A 15,619-nucleotide genomic window follows, 5' to 3' on the forward strand; every position below is an offset into this window, starting at 1 on the left:
CGTCGACAGTCCCGGCGCCGCGGCACGCGTGCCGCCGCGATGATCGCGGCGACCGCAGTTCTCGCGGGAGTCATGTCCGGATTCGGCGCATCCACAGCGACGGCAGACCCGATCATGGACTCCAAGAGTCTGCTCGCGAACCCGACGTCGCCGAATGGCTCGCGCATCACCAAGGCCGAGTACAAGGACGACCGCAGCATTCGGCTGTCGGTGTACTCCGCGGCGATGGACAAGACCATTCCCGTCGATGTGCAGCGTCCGGCCGACGCGTCCGTGCCGCGGCCGACCCTGTACCTGCTCAACGGTGCCGGTGGTGGCCAGGACGACGCGTCGTGGGTCGCCAAGACCGACGCGCTGAATTTCCTGTCCGATAAGAACGCCAACATCGTTCAGCCCATTGGTGGCAAGTGGAGCTACTACACCGACTGGATTCAGGACGACCCGGCGTTGGGCCGTAACAAGTGGAAGACCTTCTTCACCGAGGAACTGCCGCCGCTGATCGACGGCGCGCTCGGCACCAATGGCGTGAATGCTATTGCGGGCCTGTCCACTTCGGGCACCACCGTGCTCGCGCTGCCGATCGCCAAGCCGGGTCTGTACAAGGCCGCCGCCGCCTACAGCGGTTGCGCGCAGACCAGTGACCCGGTCGGTGCGCAGTTCGTGAAGCTGACCGTCGAGACCTGGGGCGGTGGCAACACCGACAACATGTGGGGTCCGGAGGGCTCGCCGGAGTGGGCGGCCAATGACCCGTATGTGAATGCCGAGAGTCTGCGTGGCGTCGACCTCTACGTTTCGTCCGGCAATGGCCTGCCCGGCCAGTACGACACGCTCAACGGTGAGTACGCGCTGCCCGGCGCCTACGGTCTGGCCAACCAGATCCTCATCGGCGGTGTTATCGAGGCGGGCACCAATTACTGCACGCACAACCTGCAGAACAAGCTGAACCAGCTCGGCATCCCGGCCACGTTCAACTTCCGGGACTCCGGCACCCACTCCTGGGGCTACTGGAACGACGAGCTGCGCAACTCCTGGCCGACCCTGGCCAAGGGTATGGGCATCTGAACCAGCATCGTCAGAGCCGCTGACCTGGCCTGATTACCTACCAGCCGTCCTGGTTGCACCATCGGTGCGACCAGGACGGTTCGTTTTATGCAGGAACCGCTAACCAAAAAGTTCGGTAACCCGTAAAATTCTGTTCTGTGAGTACAACCTTGGTGGATTCGGCGCGTTCCGCGTCCGCACGCGCGAGAGCTGTGACGGTTCTGCTCGGTCCGGCCTTCGTCGCCGCGATCGCCTATGTGGACCCCGGCAATGTGGCCTCCAATATCAGTGCGGGCGCCGAGTTCGGCTACCTGCTGGTGTGGGTGATCGTGATGGCCAACGTGATGGCGGGTTTGGTGCAGTTCCTGTCCGCGAAACTCGGGTTGGTCACCGGTATGTCGCTGCCCGAGGCGGTCCGGTCGCGCTCGAGTCGTTCGGTGCGCTTGGCGTACTGGGGGCAGGCGGAGACGGTCGCGATGGCGACCGATCTGGCCGAGGTTGTCGGTGGCGCGATCGCGTTGCACCTGCTCTTCGACCTCCCGCTGCTGGTTGGCGGGATGATCACCGGCGTGGTGTCGATGGGGCTGCTCATGGTGCAGGATCGGGGCGGCCAGCGGCCATTCGAGCGGGTAATCACCGGGTTGCTCGCGATCATCGCCATCGGTTTCCTGGCCAGCGTGGTGATCGCGCCGCCATCGGTTACCGGGACGCTTGGCGGAATGGTGCCGCGCTTCGACGGCACCGAGAGCGTGCTGCTGGCCGCGGCCATGATCGGTGCGACGGTCATGCCGCACGCGGTATACCTGCATTCCGGGCTGGCGCGCGATCGACACGGTAACCCGGAGGTCGGCCCGCACCGAGTGCGGCTACTGCGCGCGACCCGGATCGATGTCGGGCTGGCCATGGTGCTCGCGGGCGCGGTCAACCTGGCAATGCTGCTGATGGCCGCGCACACCCTGCGTGGGCGCGACAATGTCGACACCATCGAGGGCGCCCATGCCGCGGTCGGCGACGCACTCGGCCCGATGGCCGCGCTGCTGCTCGCCATCGCCCTGCTGGCCTCCGGCCTCGCCTCGACCTCCGTCGGAGCCTATGCGGGCGCGATGATCATGCAGGGACTGCTGCGCCGGAAAATACCGTTGGTGGCGCGCCGGGTGGTCACGCTGATCCCGGCGCTGGCGATCCTCGCCGCGGGTGTCGATCCGACCCGTGCGCTGATCGTCTCGCAGGTGGTGCTGTCGTTCGGGATTCCCTTCGCGTTGATTCCGCTGGTCCGGCTCACCAGTAATCGCGTGCTAATGGGCGCCGACGTCAATCATCGCGTCACCACAGCGCTGGCATGGCTGGTCGCCGGCATCATCACACTGCTGAATATCGCGCTGATCTATCTCACCATCACCGGCGCCTAAACCCAGTTCTCGATCCAGTACTTCCAGATGATCGGGGCATACGCGGCCAGCGGCGGCACTTTGATATCGGTTACCGCGAGCGCCCCGGTGGCGTGGCCCGCATCGAATCGGCAGGTGAACTCGCTGTGCTCCAATACATCCAGCGGAACGCCGACCCGGGGGAGCAGTCGGTGCGCGCCGGGCACCCGCAGCATCATGTCGAGACCGCGTTTGGGCATTACCTCCACCAGGTGAGGTGCGCCAGCCTCGTCCGCGAACAGATTGAGCGCCTCGACCGCCGTCTGCTGGCGTGGATCGACCAGATGGAAGGTTGTCTTGTCCGAACCAGGCTGGTGCGCAAGGTAATCCAGAGCGCGGGTCACGAAATCGACCGGCACCATGTTGGTTTCGCCCAGCTTCGGCACCAGCACCGGCAGGATTCGTGGCAGTTGAGCCGCCATTCGTAGTAGCCGGAAGAAGTAGTAGGGGCCGTCGATCCGGTCGAACTCGCCGGTGCGGGAATGGCCGACGACGATCGGCGTCCGATAGACGCGCCAGCTCAGTCCGGACTCGCGCACGACCCGCTCGGCCTCGAACTTGGCCCGCTGCAACGGGGTAGTGAGCGCCTGCCCCTGATCGAACATGTCCTCGGTGAACAGCCCCTCGAACGAACCCGCCACCTCCACCGTCGAAACATGATGCAGCAGACCGGCTTTCAGATTCGCCGCGACATCGACCACATGCCGGGTCCCGTCGCCGCCCTCGGCCATGTCATAGCTGGAGGCTAGATGGAAAACATGGTCGATCGACCCGCGATGCTCATCAAGCCACTGCGGATCGATGCCGAGCCCATCCGCACCGAGATCGCCAGGCACCCCCCGCACCCGATCCCCACCCGTCCACTCGCGGGCGCACCAAGCAAACCGCCCAGCCGAATCTGCTCCCGGCCGAACCAATACATGAATATCCCCTGCCCGCTGCAACAACTCGGGAATCAGGAACCGACCGATAAACCCAGTAGCACCAGTAACCAGGTAAGCCATAGCCGATGAACATAGCTTATAAACTCGCCGCGCCGTGCCGAACCCAATAACCAAACCTCGCAAATCGACTGAACGCCGCCCCGAGGTGCCGCACCAGCCCATAACAGCTCTCGAGCGCAGCGAGACCGAGCCCTTCGGCTGCTAAAGCGCAGCACCTATCTGTGTGCAGAAGTAGTAGGCGCCGCATGAGCCCGCTGACGTGCTCGTTAGTCGCGCCCCAGTTTCGAGCGCAGCGAGACCGAGCCCCTCAACTGTCAAACCACGGCACTATCTGTGTACAGAATCGGTCGGTGCCGCACGAGCCCACTTGCGCACCCACTCGCCACGACACCAGTTTTCGAGCGAAGCGAGATCGAGCACTAGAGTTCGCGGCCGGCTCGCGTCCGAGGGGCAAATACGATGCGACGAAGGAGCAAGTATTTGCCCCTCGGACGTGAGCCAAAGGGGGCCGCGAACACGCCGCGCCAGCGGCCAATAAACACAGCAAACCTCACTGGACTACCGCACTCCGAGTCCCGCACGTCACCGCATACGCACCCACTGCCTCGCCGTCGTCTTTCTCGCCGTCGTCCGCCCGACCGTCATTATCCCCCCACCAGCCGACGAATACGCACACAAATATGCCCGTCCAGCACCACCTGATCCGTACCCATCAGGCGCCCTGCACCACCCGTCAAGCAGACCCGAATACCGGCTTACGCTTGGTCAGCATTGCCGCCGCGCCCTCGAAGAAATCAGCCGACTGGAGCAATTCGGTTTGCCCGGCCTTCTCCGCTGCGAGTGTCGTGTCCAGCTGGGTCAGGGTGGCGGCGTTGAGTGCGTTCTTCGTGAGTTCGAGTGCGCGACGTGGGCCGCTGGCGATTTTCGCCGCCGCGGCTTCGACCGTGGCGTCGAGTTCGTCATCGGGGAGGACTGCGGTGAACAGTCCGGCCGCCTTCGCTTTTGGTGCGGGCAGTCGTTCGCCGAGTAGCGCCATCTCGGCGGCGAGCGGGCGTCCGGCCGCTGCGGCGACCATCGAGGCGGCGCCGCCGTCGGGCATGAGGCCGATGTTGACGAAGGCGAGCAGCAGATAGGACTCTTCGCTGGCGTAGACCAGGTCGGAGGCCAGCGCGATGCCGACGCCGACGCCCGCGGCCGCGCCCTTGACTCGTGCGATGACTGGAATCGGTGCGTCGACGATGGCTTTGACGAGTCGGTTGGCAACGTCCATCACCATGTCGGGGGTGATACCGCGTTCGGCTTCGGATGCGGTTGCGGCCAGATCGGCGCCGGTGCAGAAGTCGGTGCCTTCGCCGGTCAGCACGATCACTCGCACCGTGGGGTCCGCCGCTGCGGCGAGGAAGGTGTCGCCGAGCGCGGTCATGGTGTCGTAGTCAATGGCGTTCTTCCGCTTCGGCTTGGTGATGGTCACCCGGAGCACGTTGCCGTCGTGGACGGCGGAGAATCCGGCGGGAGTGGATCCAGGCGTTGCGGAATCGATGTTGCTCATGGGGTGCTCCTGGTATGGAATTTGGTGGGATCGCTACGGCCGGCGCCATGAATAGTGGTTAATTATGCGAATTGTGGTTAACTTAGGATGATTTGCTCGGCGCTGTCAACAGTGGCGCCGGCTGGAGAACGGAGAGCTACATGGTCGCGGATGGCAGCGAGGTCCACCTCGCTCCCGCGCGGCCTGAGACCGGCCGGACGGTGCGCCGCCGCCCAAAGGATCGCAAGGTGCAGATCATTCGGGCGGCGGCTCGCGCGTTCAGTGACCGCGGGTATTACCCGGTGGGTGTGGATGAGATCGCCGCCGAGGTCGGTATTTCCGGGCCCGCGCTGTACCGGCATTTCCGCAATAAGTACGCGCTGCTCGTCGCGGCCGCGGAAGAGGGCGCCCGGCACCTGCTCGGGATTGCCCGCGCCGCGGACGATCCGCAGCTCGAGCCATCGCGTCGATTGGATGCCCTGATCAAGGCCATGAGCGAGCACACTATCGACATTCGGCGCGAGGCCGGACTCTACCGATGGGAGCGGCGCTACCTGGAGCGCGAGGATCGAGTCCGGATCCGAAAAATCTACGACGATCTCAATGCGACAGTGGCCGCACCGATCGCGCGGCTTCGACCTACCGCGCCACCCGAGGATGTCGCGACGCTCGCCGCCGCGGTGCTCAGCGCGATCGCCAGTATCTCCGCGCACCGCACCGCGCTGTCGACCGCGCGGCTACTGCCGCTGTTGCACGATATGTGCTGGTCGATCCTGGGTGCCGAGTTGCCGCCCGCGTCGTCGAGCCCAGATCCTGGACCGGTGGTCCGTGGGCTGCCGGTCACATCGAAACGCGAACAGCTACTCACCGAGGCGATCCGCATTTTCGGCAGGCAGGGATACCACGAGGCGAGCATCGAGGAGATCGGCGCGGCGGTCGGCATCAATGCTTCCAGCGTGTACCGGTATTTCACCAGCAAGGCCGACCTGCTCGCCGCGGCGTTCCATCGCACCGGTGACCGGGTCGCGATCGCGATCACCGAGGCACTCGCCGAGTCGAGCAGCCGTCCCGACGCGGTCCGACGCATCGCCTACCAGCAGGCCAGGCTCACGTTCACGATGCCGGAAATCATGCCGGTCTACTACGCCGAGTTCAGCAATCTGCCGCAGGCCGAACAGCACAAACTACGTGCCATCCAACGCCAGAACATTCTGGAATGGGCCAACCTGCTCGACGGTGATCAGGTTGAGGCCAGGTTCCGCGTGCACGCCGCTTACGGTCAGGTGATCGATGTCGGCAGGCTGACCAAGTTCGATGCCAGGCCCGAACAATTGGCCCGGGTGTGCGCGCTGATGGAGGCGGTGCTGCTCGGCGGCTCAGCGCCAGCCGTGCCGACTGCGGAAGATGGTTTTGGCCAGCCGTAGATTGCGCGTATGGCGATCGAAGGTGGACAGGTGCACCAGCGACCGGTAGCGCTTGCGGGCAATGGCGAGGGTCCGGCTGAACTCCCGCAGACCTTGGTCGCCATGGTGATGGCCCTGGCCGTATTCGCCGACTCCGCCAATGGGTAGTGCCGGAATCCCGGCGTAGGCGGTCGAGGAATTGATAGTCACAACGCCGACCCGGAGTTGCTCCGCCAGCGTCTCGACGCTGTGCACGTCCCTGGTGAACACCGACACCGCGACGCCGTTGCCGACCGCGTTGATCCGTTGCGCCGCCTCGTCCATATCCGCGACCGTATTGACGATCAGCACCGGTCCGATGCCCTCGCCGGTGATCACGACGCTTTCCTCGGGTACCTCGGTCAGGACGATGGGTTCGATATAGGGCTCGCGGATCGAGTCGAGTCCGCCGACGACCGCCCGGCCACCGCGGGCCAGCGCGTCGCGAACCTGCTTGCGCACCACGTCGACCTGCGAATCCAGGATCATCGGCCCATAGGACGCGCGCTTGTCCGCACCCGGTCGCAGCCGACGCGCCTGTTCGGCCACCAGTTCGAGGAACCGGTCCGATACCGAACCGGCGACGTAGGCGCGCTGGATGCCGGTGGCATTCTGGCCCGCGTTCGCCATCGCCCCGAAGACCGCGGCCTCCGCGGCGTCGTCGAGTTTCGCGTCGACGTGCACGACCATGGTGCCCTTGCCGTTTCGCTCCACCACCACTGGAGTCATGTTCTGCGCGCAGAGCGAGATCACCTCACGCGCTCCGGCATCCGAGCCCGCGTAGGCCAGCTTGTCGATCTTGGTCCGACACAGCGCGGCGTCGGTCGAGTGATCGCCGGTAACCACCTGCAGCACAGGTTGATTCGGGGCCAGCCGGTTCCAGCTCTCGGCGAGCCAGACTCCGACTCCGGTGGTGAGTTCGTTCGGTTTGAACACCACGGTATTGCCCGCCGCCATGGCGTAGGCGATCGAGCCCATCGGGGTGAACACGGGGTTGTTCCACGGACCGAGGACACCGACGACGCCGAGCGGCAGGTAACCGACCGAGGCGTGTTGGTTGCGGGTCAGCAGGGTGGATCCGAGCCGATGACGGTCCAGCACCCTGGCCGCGTTGCGCGCGGCCCAATCCAGATTCTCCACGGCCAGCATGACCTCGATGGCCGCGTCCGCCTCGGGTTTGCCGGTTTCCTCGCAGAGGATCTCCACCAATTCGCTTGCCCGCCTGGTGATGCTGCGTTTCCAATCGAGCAGCCAGCGCTTGCGTCCACCGAATCCCAGTTCGGCCCACCACTTTTCGGCCGATCGCGCGGCGCGTACGGTACGGTTCAGTTCGCTGGCGCCCATCACCGCGTAATTGCCGACGATCTCGCCGGTACGCGGATCGTATGACGTCAGCACGTTCGATTGGCCCGATTGCTGCGCGGTCTCGGCCATGGCTACCTCCCGCAGAGTCGATCCGGCGCAGTCGCTTCGCCAGAAGCAGCGCTGCCGCCGCCGAGTGAGTGCATGTGTTTCCCCGAATAGCAGACTATGGTCGCCGCGGCGGCCCGACAAGGCTCCGGCGCCGCCGATGCGCTATCGCTGGTATGCCGAATCGGCATCGAGCCAGCACGGAGCCGATCGACCCGAATTATTGTGAGCAAGCGCACACATGAGTGGGCGGTCGGGTGGGTACCGCGCGGACGCTGCCGCGGGAAACGACGCGAGCCTGAAATGACCGTGCCGGTAACATCGCGCCAGGCGGTACGGATCACCAACCCGGACGTACTTATGTGTGCGTTGCGGCGACCAGGTCGCCCCCCGGCCGATAGTGGAGAGTTGATGCCGAGCTTGAACCAAGCAGATTCGCACCCGAGTCCTGCCGCGGTCGATCCGAGTGATTACGCGGTTTTCGTCGACAATGTCAGGAAATCCTTCGGCGACGTCCACGCGCTACGAGGTGTCAGCTTTCGTGCCGAGAGGGCCAGTGTTCTCGGCATCCTCGGCCCGAACGGTGCGGGCAAGACAACCACGGTGAAGATCCTGTCCACGCTGTTGCGCGCGGACGCCGGCACCGCCGTCGTGGCCGGCCACGACGTGCAGAAGGATCCGGCCGGGGTGCGGCGGTCGATCATGATGACCGGCCAGTACGCCGCGCTGGATGAGAACCTGTCCGGCCGGGAGAACCTCGAGTTGTTCGGCAGGTTGATGGGCCTGACCAAATCCGCGGCCCGTAAGCGTGCCGATGTGCTGCTCGAGGAATTCGACCTGACCAGCGCGGGCCGCCGCGCGGTGAGCAACTATTCGGGTGGTATGCGCCGCCGTGTCGATATCGCCTGCGGTCTGGTGGTGCGGCCGGAGGTGGTGTTCCTCGACGAACCGACCACCGGATTGGACCCGCGCAGCCGCCAGGGTGTCTGGGATCTGGTGACCGCGCTCAAGAACCAGGGCATTACGGTCCTGCTGACCACGCAGTACCTCGAGGAAGCCGACGTACTCAGCGACAACATCATCGTCATCGACAAGGGCACCGTGATCGCCGAGGGCACCGCCGACGAACTCAAGGCCAAGACCGGTGGCAGCTACTGCGAGGTTGTTCCGCTCGACCCGAAACACCTCAGCGACGCCGCCACCGCGCTCGGCGATCTGGTGCCGGCCGCGGTGCTCGTCGAAATCAATGGCGGGGACCGGATCTCCATCCCGGCGCCCGACGGTGCGGCCACCCTCACCGAGGCATTGCGCAGGCTCGACACCGCCGATATCGCGCTGGCCGATATCGCGCTGCGCAGGCCGTCGCTCGATGACGTATTCCTCTCCATCACCGGCCATTCGGGCGGCAACGCGTGAGTGCTCCTACCGTCGTCGGCCCCGATACCGCGACGCTGTTCATCGACCTGCCCGATGCCACGCCCTCGTCGTTCGCCCAATGGCGGGCCCTGACCGGCCGGATCATCCGAACAATGGCCACCAAGGGTGAATTGATCGTCGCGGCGATCACCCCGCTGGTGTTCACCCTCGGTTTCTATCTGCCGCTGCGCTATGTGATGAAGTTCCAGGGCATCGATTACGCGCAGTTCGTGATGCCGATCATCGTGCTACAGACCATGGCCTTCACCATGATGTCGAACGCGCAACTGTCGGCGTTCGAGGCGCTCACCGGGCTCAGTACCAGGTTGCAGACCATGCCGATCGGGATGCTCGTCCCACTATCGGCGCGGATCGCGGCCGGAATGGTCCGCTCGGTTGTCTCGCTGACGGCGGCGCTGATCTTCGGGTACCTGATCGGTTTCCGGTTCGTGGCCGGATTCGGCCAGGCCGTGCTGTTCTGTGTGTTCTCGCTTGCGGTCGGCACCGTGCTCGCGCTCGGCGCCGACGCGCTCGGCAATCTCACCAGGAGTCCGGAATCGTTGAGCCAGGCGTTGACCCTGCCCACATTGATCCTCGGCATGCTCTCCTGCGGATTCGTGCCGGAGAGTAGTTTCCCGACCTGGATCCAGCCTTTCGTGCGCAACCAGCCGATCTCCCAGTTCTCCTTCGCATTACGCGATATGGCGCAGGACGGAGTGAGCTGGCAGGTGCTCTGGGTGCCGCTGGTCTGGTTGGGCGGTTTGGTCATCGCGTTCACCCCGTTGGCGATCTGGGCGAGTGTGAGGCGGGCATGAGTTCGATCGAGGCAACCAGACAATCCGCCGCCCCCGAGGCGCCCGGCCTGGCCGGGAACACTCCACTACCGGAGGTGACCGCCAAGTCCGAACACGCGCTGAGCACCTGGGTGACGCACAGCATGATCCAGTGCAAACGGTTGTTGATGGTGTGGATGCGTGACCCGGCGACCACCATTCAGACGCTGGTCTATCCGGCGCTGACGCTGCTGATGTTCCGTGTCGTGCTCGGTAAACCGATAACCGCGGCCACCGGCATGCCGAGCATCTACGGCCAGGTCGCGATGATCACGCTCGTCGCCGCGATGTCCGGCGCCGTGGTCAGCGCGCTCGGATTCAAGCGCGAAAAAGCCACCGGTCTGCTCGGCCGTTTCTGGACCATGCCTGTGCACCGGGCAGCCGGGCTGACCGGACGATTGCTGGCCGAGGCGTTGCGCGTGCTCATCACCACCGTGTTCGTTATCGCGGTCGGCTACGCCGTCGGCTTCCGTTTCGGTCAGGGGCCGCTCGCGGCGCTCGCACTGATCGGCATTCCGGTGCTGTTCGGGATCGGCTTCGCGGTGCTGGTCACCACGCTGGCGACCATCACCGAGGGCATCCTGCTCGTCAGCCTCATCGGCACGTTCAACACCCTGCTGATGTTCTTCAACTCCGGCTTCGTCCCCGTCTTCGCCTATCCCACCTGGTTGCAGGACACCGTCGCCAATCAGCCCATGAGCTGTGCCATCGATGCGATGAAGGGACTGTCCTACGGAGGGCCGGTCGCCGAACCGCTGCTGAAGACCCTCGCCTGGACCCTCGGCCTGATCATCGTGTTCGCCTACCCCGCGATCCGCGGCTACCGCCGCGCCGCTGAAGCTTGAGTTATCGGCTGTGTTGTTGGCCGCTGGCGCGGCGGGTTCGCGGCCCCGAAGGCTCGCATCCGAGCAGCCGAGACTCGCGACTTCGTCGCCTCGCTTCGGCTACTCGGATGCGAGCCGGCCGCGAACGGGTCGCTCGTAAGACTCGCTCCGTGGGGGTGAGTCGGGGTGTCGAGGTCGCGACCACGGGGTGTTGGTGTTGGGGGTTGTTGGCCGCGGGGGCGGCGGGTTCGCGGCCCCGAAGGCTCGCATCCGAGCAGCCGAGACTCGCGACTTCGTCGCCTCGCTTCGGCTACTCGGATGCGAGCCGGCCGCGAACGGGTCGCTCGTAAGACTCGCTTCGTGGGGGGTGAGTCGGGGTGTCGAGGTCGCGGCCACGGGTGTTGGTGTTGGGGGTGTGGGTGCTTGTTTGGGCTTTCTGGTTAGGGGGTGGTGTTTGCCGCGGGGGCGGGGGTGAAGTCGTGGTTGAGCCACCGGTTGCGGTTGGTCCAGCCGACCAGGTCGTAGCGCCAGTGGAAGGGCCAGGTGTGGGTGACTGTGTTGATTAGTACGGCGGCGAGGGCGATGTAGTCGTCGTGGGTCGAGAGTAGGGCGCGCTGGCCGCGGGGGGACGCGGTGAAGAAGGCGTCGAACATGGAGATGGACTGTTCGATGGTCAGGCGGCCCAGGCCCCCGAGGCCGCGCATGCGCATCCAGTAGGTCAGGCGGGCCTGCCGGGACCAAAGTTGCGTGATGGGGTCGCGGTCCTGTTGGAGCGTGGTGATGGCGGTGTCGACGAGTGCGAGCGAATCGGCGACACTGTATCCGGTGCAGGGATGCATCATGCCGCCGCGTGAACCGAACGGAATCGCTTGGGCAGTACCCTTTTTCGGTGGTGGCTGATCCAGTGGATAGTGCGCGGCCTCGATCGGTTCGTCGCCGGTGAGGGTGATTCCGTGCGTGGCAAGTCGGCTCAGTGTGCGGTTGCGCAGCTCGTGTTGCGGCATGCCGCCACGCAGGCCGAGGCTGGTTTCCTCGAAGAGTACGGTGCCGTCACCGACTGGGACGGCGTAGAGGAACGAGGGCGGTTCGCCCGGGCCCGCCCCGTTTTCCGGGCGCCAATCCAGCAGCAGCCCTTCGCCATCGGCGATCATCGGCGCCGCGGTCTCGGCGTCGACGAAGATGCCGTGCGCGCTGGCCGCCCGGCGCCGCCCGGGTGCCGGCAGCCCGCGGGTATCGAAAACCGTTGCCGCACCGAGGATTGTGCCGTCGGTCAGTTCCACCTTGTGGGCGTCGACGCGGGTCGCGCGTCCGGCCAGCACGGTCGCGTCATCGAGCGGCAGCGCATCGCGCAGGCCGGATTTGGATAGCACACAGTAGGGGCGTTCGATGCGATGCTTGGTGTTCGTCCAGACCGTCGGCGCTTCGATCCGAGTAGCGATAGCCGTGGGCGACAACCATTCCGGCAGTTCATCCATCCAGCATGAGAAGGTGGGCGGCCAGGGTCGCTCCGGACGCGGATCGACGGCGGTCACGCGCAATCCCGCCAGCATCGCGCGGTGTGCCAAGGCGCGCCCGGTCGGACCGAGACCGACCACGCAGACATCCGACTTCGTATGCACGCCCATATCGGCAATCAAACGGTCCCAGCAGCACCGACGCAACTGTTCCGCGTGGTGCGGACCCGAAGGGTCGGTGACCCGCGTCCACGGGGCGTCGCCGCACGTTGCGGGCACCCGGGTGCCCGCCGACTACTTGGGTGTGACCCAGGTGGTGATGTCGGCGTGTACAACCTCCAGCCCGCTCTTGTCGTATATCGACACGGGCACGATCAACTCCTGCCCCGTCGTGATCGTCGCGAAGTCCGGAATCTCAGGCAGCTTCGCCACCGCACGCAGCCCGGTCTCCGCCTTGGCCAGGTACTGCACGTTCATCGCCTTGGGAATCCAGCGGTGTGTGCCGGGCACCGTCGCCTCGCTCAGCATCCCCATCGCCACCTCGGCCAGGTTGCACGCCGCGATCGCGTGGTAGGTGCCCAGATGGTTGTGAATGCCGAACCACTTCGGCGAGGTCACCTCGCACAACCCTGGCTCCAGTCGCACCACGCTCGGCAGCACCGTGCCGAAGTACGGCACCCGGGCCACCATGCCCAGCGAGAACAGCGTGTGCCCCAGCCGGTTGTCCGGCAGTTTCTTCCAGGCCCGATGGGTCGCGGTCTCTTTTGTCATACCCGCTATCTTACTCGGAAGTAAGTTTGGTTCGGATGGTGAAGCGGCATACTTTTCGCTGGGTCGAGAGCCTGCGGGGGCGCGCCCGGGATCCGGGGTCCGACCTGCGCTGGGGGCGGCCGGAGTGAATGGGTGGGGGGTGGATTTGAAGTCGTCGGTCGGGTCGGGCATACTGTTCGGGTTGCCTTGCGCCGGGCCATCCCTGTTCTACGGGTTATGGAGGGTTGCTAGGCGAGCAATACCCAATCGTGTACCTCACTGGATTCCAGTGTGGGTGCGTCCGGGACAGTGTTCCGAAGCCTGAGGTGAATTTCGATTCCGGGGCAGAGGAATGAACGGATGGGCGACACGCCCGACCGCGTGGACCGGAGAACCATGACAGATGAACAGCGGCGAATGATCGGGCGTGCCCGGTCGCGGTCTCTCTCTCGAGCTGAGACGTCTTCGTGTGTTCGGGCTGTGCAAATTGAGGGTGGTTCGGACGCTGTAGCCGGCGTTCGGGTCACGAACGAAAAGCGGAGAAAAGGACACTTAGCGTGGCGGGACAGAAGATCCGCATCAGGCTCAAGGCCTACGACCACGAAGCGATCGACGCGTCTGCGCGCAAGATCGTGGAGACGGTGACCCGCACCGGGGCCCGTGTCGTCGGGCCGGTGCCGTTGCCGACCGAAAAGAACGTGTACTGCGTCATCCGTTCGCCGCACAAGTACAAGGACTCGCGCGAGCACTTCGAGATGCGTACGCACAAGCGGCTGATCGACATCCTCGACCCGACGCCGAAGACGGTTGACGCGCTCATGCGTATCGACCTGCCGGCCAGCGTCGACGTCAACATTCAGTGACGGGGACTCGAGACATGACTGATAACAAGAACAGGCCAGCGGCCGGCATCCTGGGCACCAAGCTCGGCATGACCCAGGTGTTCGACGACAATAACCGCGTCGTTCCCGTGACCGTCATCAAGGCCGGACCGAACGTCGTTACCCAGATTCGCACCATGGAGCGGGACGGCTACAGCGCCGTCCAGGTCGCTTTCGGCGCCATCGACCCGCGCAAGGTGAACAAGCCGGTCTCCGGCCAGTTCGCCAAGGCCGGTGTCACCCCGCGTCGCCACGTCGCCGAAATCCGCGTCGCGGATGCTTCCACCTTCGAGGTCGGCCAGGAGCTGACTGCCGAGGTGTTCGAAGAAGGCGCGTACGTGGACGTGACCGGCACCAGCAAGGGCAAGGGCTTCGCCGGCACCATGAAGCGTCACGGCTTCGCCGGTCAGGGCGCCTCGCACGGTGCGCAGGCCGTGCACCGTCGCCCGGGTTCCATCGGTGGTTGCGCCACTCCCGGCCGCGTGTTCAAGGGCATGCGGATGTCGGGCCGGATGGGCAACGACCGCGTCACCACCCAGAACCTCTCGGTTCACAAGGTGGACGCCGAGAACGGCCTGCTGCTGATCAAGGGAGCGATCCCGGGTCGTCGCGGCAACGTCGTCGTCGTCAAGAGCGCCGTGAAGGGTGGTGCACACGCATGACCAGCTCCGCAGTAAACACGGAGAAGAAGACCAACCTGACGCTTCCGGTCAAGGAACTGGGCGGCAAGACCAACGGCACCGTCGAACTCCCCTCGGAGATCTTCGACGTGACCGCCAACGTCTCGCTGATGCATCAGGTCGTCGTCGCGCAGCTTGCCGCGGCCCGTCAGGGCACGCACTCCACCAAGACCCGCGGTGAAGTCCGCGGTGGTGGCAAGAAGCCGTACCGGCAGAAGGGCACCGGCCGCGCCCGTCAGGGCTCGACCCGCGCGCCGCAGTTCACCGGTGGTGGCACCGTCCACGGCCCGCAGCCGCGTGACTACAGCCAGCGCACCCCCAAGAAGATGATCCGCGCCGCGTTGCGCGGAGCGCTTTCGGATCGGGCGCGTAACGAGCGCATCCACGTGATCACCGAACTGGTTGCCGGGCAGGCCCCGTCGACCAAGACGGCCAAGAGCTTCCTCGAGGAGCTGTCGGACCGCAAGAAGTTCCTCATCGTCCTCGGACGTGAGGACCTGGCGGCCTGGAAGAGCGTGCAGAACCTCGAGTTCGTGCACCCGATCGCGCCGGACCAGCTCAACACCTACGACGTGCTGGAAAGCGACGAAGTGGTGTTCAGCGTGGAGGCCTTGAACGCCTTTGTGCACGGCCCCGCCGAAACTGCACAGGAGGAGAGCAAGTGACCACCATCGCCGACCCCCGCGACATCCTGCTGGCGCCGGTCATCTCGGAGAAGTCCTACGGACTGATCGAGGAAGGCACCTACACCTTCATCGTGCACCCGGACTCCAACAAGACGCAGATCAAGATCGCCGTCGAGAAGGTCTTCGGCGTCACGGTTACCAGCGTCAACACCGCCAACCGTCAGGGCAAGCGCAAGCGGACCCGCTTCGGTTACGGCAAGCGCAAGAACACCAAGCGCGCGCTCGTGACCATCTCGGCCGACAGCAAGCCCATCGAGATCTTCGGAGGCCCGGTCGCGTAAGCGCCTGGGAATCCAGAAAGTA

15 protein-coding genes are annotated in these 15,619 nt (G+C 65.2%); 10 read left to right on the forward strand and 5 right to left on the reverse strand.

Features of this window, described 5'->3' with window-relative positions; translation table 11 throughout:
- The first annotated feature begins 39 nt into the window (after positions 1-39).
- Together LKE06_RS10690 and LKE06_RS10695 are read left to right on the forward strand one after the other, a co-directional pair.
- Positions 40-1,062 carry an alpha/beta hydrolase gene (locus LKE06_RS10690; protein ID WP_372477361.1) on the forward strand — a complete coding sequence of 341 codons (1,023 nt, stop codon included), beginning with the start codon at positions 40-42 and terminating at the stop codon, positions 1,060-1,062.
- A 149-nt stretch (positions 1,063-1,211) separates the two neighbouring features.
- The gene (locus LKE06_RS10695) at positions 1,212-2,450 is read left to right on the forward strand and encodes an Nramp family divalent metal transporter (protein WP_227999396.1); all 1,239 of its coding nucleotides are present in this window, start codon (positions 1,212-1,214) and stop codon (positions 2,448-2,450) included.
- Here LKE06_RS10695 and LKE06_RS10700 read toward each other — a convergent pair.
- Together LKE06_RS10700 and LKE06_RS10705 are read right to left on the reverse strand one after the other, a co-directional pair.
- The gene (locus LKE06_RS10700; protein ID WP_227998435.1) at positions 2,447-3,472 is read right to left on the reverse strand and encodes an SDR family oxidoreductase; all 1,026 of its coding nucleotides are present in this window, start codon (positions 3,470-3,472) and stop codon (positions 2,447-2,449) included. The genes LKE06_RS10695 and LKE06_RS10700 overlap by 4 nt on opposite strands.
- 673 nt (positions 3,473-4,145) lie before the next feature.
- Entirely contained in the window at positions 4,146-4,961 is an 816-nt protein-coding gene (locus LKE06_RS10705; protein WP_227998436.1) for an enoyl-CoA hydratase, read from the reverse strand.
- Between the two features lie 140 nt (positions 4,962-5,101).
- Here LKE06_RS10705 and LKE06_RS10710 point away from each other — a divergent pair, with 140 nt between their 5' ends.
- Positions 5,102-6,364 carry a TetR/AcrR family transcriptional regulator gene (locus LKE06_RS10710; protein ID WP_227998437.1) on the forward strand — a complete coding sequence of 421 codons (1,263 nt, stop codon included), beginning with the start codon at positions 5,102-5,104 and terminating at the stop codon, positions 6,362-6,364.
- On the opposite strand, the gene LKE06_RS10715 is transcribed toward LKE06_RS10710, so the two are convergent.
- The gene (locus tag LKE06_RS10715) at positions 6,317-7,816 is read right to left on the reverse strand and encodes an aldehyde dehydrogenase family protein (RefSeq protein ID WP_227998438.1); all 1,500 of its coding nucleotides are present in this window, start codon (positions 7,814-7,816) and stop codon (positions 6,317-6,319) included. The two genes, LKE06_RS10710 and LKE06_RS10715, sit on opposite strands and share 48 nt — an antisense overlap.
- A gap of 387 nt (positions 7,817-8,203) precedes the next feature.
- Between LKE06_RS10715 and LKE06_RS10720 the strand changes: the two genes are divergently transcribed.
- From LKE06_RS10720 to LKE06_RS10730, 3 genes are read left to right on the forward strand one after another with little or no spacing between them, the layout of a single operon-like run.
- Entirely contained in the window at positions 8,204-9,208 is a 1,005-nt protein-coding gene (locus LKE06_RS10720; RefSeq protein WP_227998439.1) for an ATP-binding cassette domain-containing protein, read from the forward strand.
- Positions 9,205-10,023, forward strand: coding sequence for an ABC transporter permease (locus LKE06_RS10725; RefSeq protein WP_372477322.1), 819 nt, complete (start codon positions 9,205-9,207; stop codon positions 10,021-10,023). Before LKE06_RS10720 ends, LKE06_RS10725 begins: the two co-directional genes overlap by 4 nt.
- Positions 10,020-10,886, forward strand: coding sequence for an ABC transporter permease (locus LKE06_RS10730; RefSeq protein WP_227998440.1), 867 nt, complete (start codon positions 10,020-10,022; stop codon positions 10,884-10,886). Before LKE06_RS10725 ends, LKE06_RS10730 begins: the two co-directional genes overlap by 4 nt.
- A 419-nt stretch (positions 10,887-11,305) precedes the next feature.
- On the opposite strand, the gene LKE06_RS10735 is transcribed toward LKE06_RS10730, so the two are convergent.
- Both LKE06_RS10735 and LKE06_RS10740 read right to left on the reverse strand, forming a co-directional pair.
- Positions 11,306-12,490, reverse strand: a complete 1,185-nt coding sequence (locus tag LKE06_RS10735; protein WP_227998441.1) for a lycopene cyclase family protein — start codon at positions 12,488-12,490, stop codon at positions 11,306-11,308.
- Positions 12,491-12,613: 123 nt separating this feature from the next.
- Positions 12,614-13,090 carry a hotdog fold domain-containing protein gene (locus LKE06_RS10740; protein WP_227998442.1) on the reverse strand — a complete coding sequence of 159 codons (477 nt, stop codon included), beginning with the start codon at positions 13,088-13,090 and terminating at the stop codon, positions 12,614-12,616.
- Positions 13,091-13,626: 536 nt separating this feature from the next.
- Between LKE06_RS10740 and rpsJ the strand changes: the two genes are divergently transcribed.
- The 4 genes from rpsJ to rplW are packed head-to-tail and all read left to right on the forward strand — an operon-like array spanning position 13,627 to position 15,597.
- A complete protein-coding gene (rpsJ, locus tag LKE06_RS10745) occupies positions 13,627-13,932 on the forward strand; it encodes a 30S ribosomal protein S10 (protein WP_003938093.1) in 306 nt (101 codons plus the stop codon).
- Positions 13,933-13,946: 14 nt separating this feature from the next.
- Complete coding sequence (gene rplC, locus LKE06_RS10750; RefSeq protein WP_227998443.1) at positions 13,947-14,612, forward strand: 50S ribosomal protein L3; 666 nt, start codon at positions 13,947-13,949, stop codon at positions 14,610-14,612.
- Positions 14,609-15,295: a 50S ribosomal protein L4 gene (gene rplD / locus LKE06_RS10755; protein WP_227998444.1), complete on the forward strand. Its 687-nt coding sequence runs from the start codon at positions 14,609-14,611 to the stop codon at positions 15,293-15,295. Before rplC ends, rplD begins: the two co-directional genes overlap by 4 nt.
- On the forward strand, positions 15,292-15,597 hold the full coding sequence (rplW, locus tag LKE06_RS10760) for a 50S ribosomal protein L23 (protein WP_040731336.1): 306 nt from the start codon (positions 15,292-15,294) through the stop codon (positions 15,595-15,597). The genes rplD and rplW overlap by 4 nt, the downstream gene beginning before the upstream one ends.
- The last annotated feature ends 22 nt before the right edge of the window (positions 15,598-15,619 follow it).

The organism is Nocardia australiensis (assembly GCF_020733705.1).
In the GTDB taxonomy this organism is placed as follows: domain Bacteria; phylum Actinomycetota; class Actinomycetes; order Mycobacteriales; family Mycobacteriaceae; genus Nocardia; species Nocardia australiensis.

Bases quoted from the DNA above. Each gene is read 5' to 3' on its own strand.
- LKE06_RS10705 (WP_227998436.1), bottom strand. From the start codon at position 4,961: ATGAGCAACATCGATTCCGCAACGCCTGGATCCACTCCCGCCGGATTC.
- LKE06_RS10710 (WP_227998437.1), top strand. From the start codon at position 5,102: ATGGTCGCGGATGGCAGCGAGGTCCACCTCGCTCCCGCGCGGCCTGAG.
- LKE06_RS10690 (WP_372477361.1), top strand. From the start codon at position 40: ATGATCGCGGCGACCGCAGTTCTCGCGGGAGTCATGTCCGGATTCGGC.
- LKE06_RS10730 (WP_227998440.1), top strand. From the start codon at position 10,020: ATGAGTTCGATCGAGGCAACCAGACAATCCGCCGCCCCCGAGGCGCCC.
- rplC (WP_227998443.1), top strand. From the start codon at position 13,947: ATGACTGATAACAAGAACAGGCCAGCGGCCGGCATCCTGGGCACCAAG.
- LKE06_RS10720 (WP_227998439.1), top strand. From the start codon at position 8,204: ATGCCGAGCTTGAACCAAGCAGATTCGCACCCGAGTCCTGCCGCGGTC.
- LKE06_RS10715 (WP_227998438.1), bottom strand. From the start codon at position 7,816: ATGGCCGAGACCGCGCAGCAATCGGGCCAATCGAACGTGCTGACGTCA.
- LKE06_RS10740 (WP_227998442.1), bottom strand. From the start codon at position 13,090: ATGACAAAAGAGACCGCGACCCATCGGGCCTGGAAGAAACTGCCGGAC.
- LKE06_RS10700 (WP_227998435.1), bottom strand. From the start codon at position 3,472: ATGGCTTACCTGGTTACTGGTGCTACTGGGTTTATCGGTCGGTTCCTG.
- rplD (WP_227998444.1), top strand. From the start codon at position 14,609: ATGACCAGCTCCGCAGTAAACACGGAGAAGAAGACCAACCTGACGCTT.
- LKE06_RS10735 (WP_227998441.1), bottom strand. From the start codon at position 12,490: ATGGGCGTGCATACGAAGTCGGATGTCTGCGTGGTCGGTCTCGGTCCG.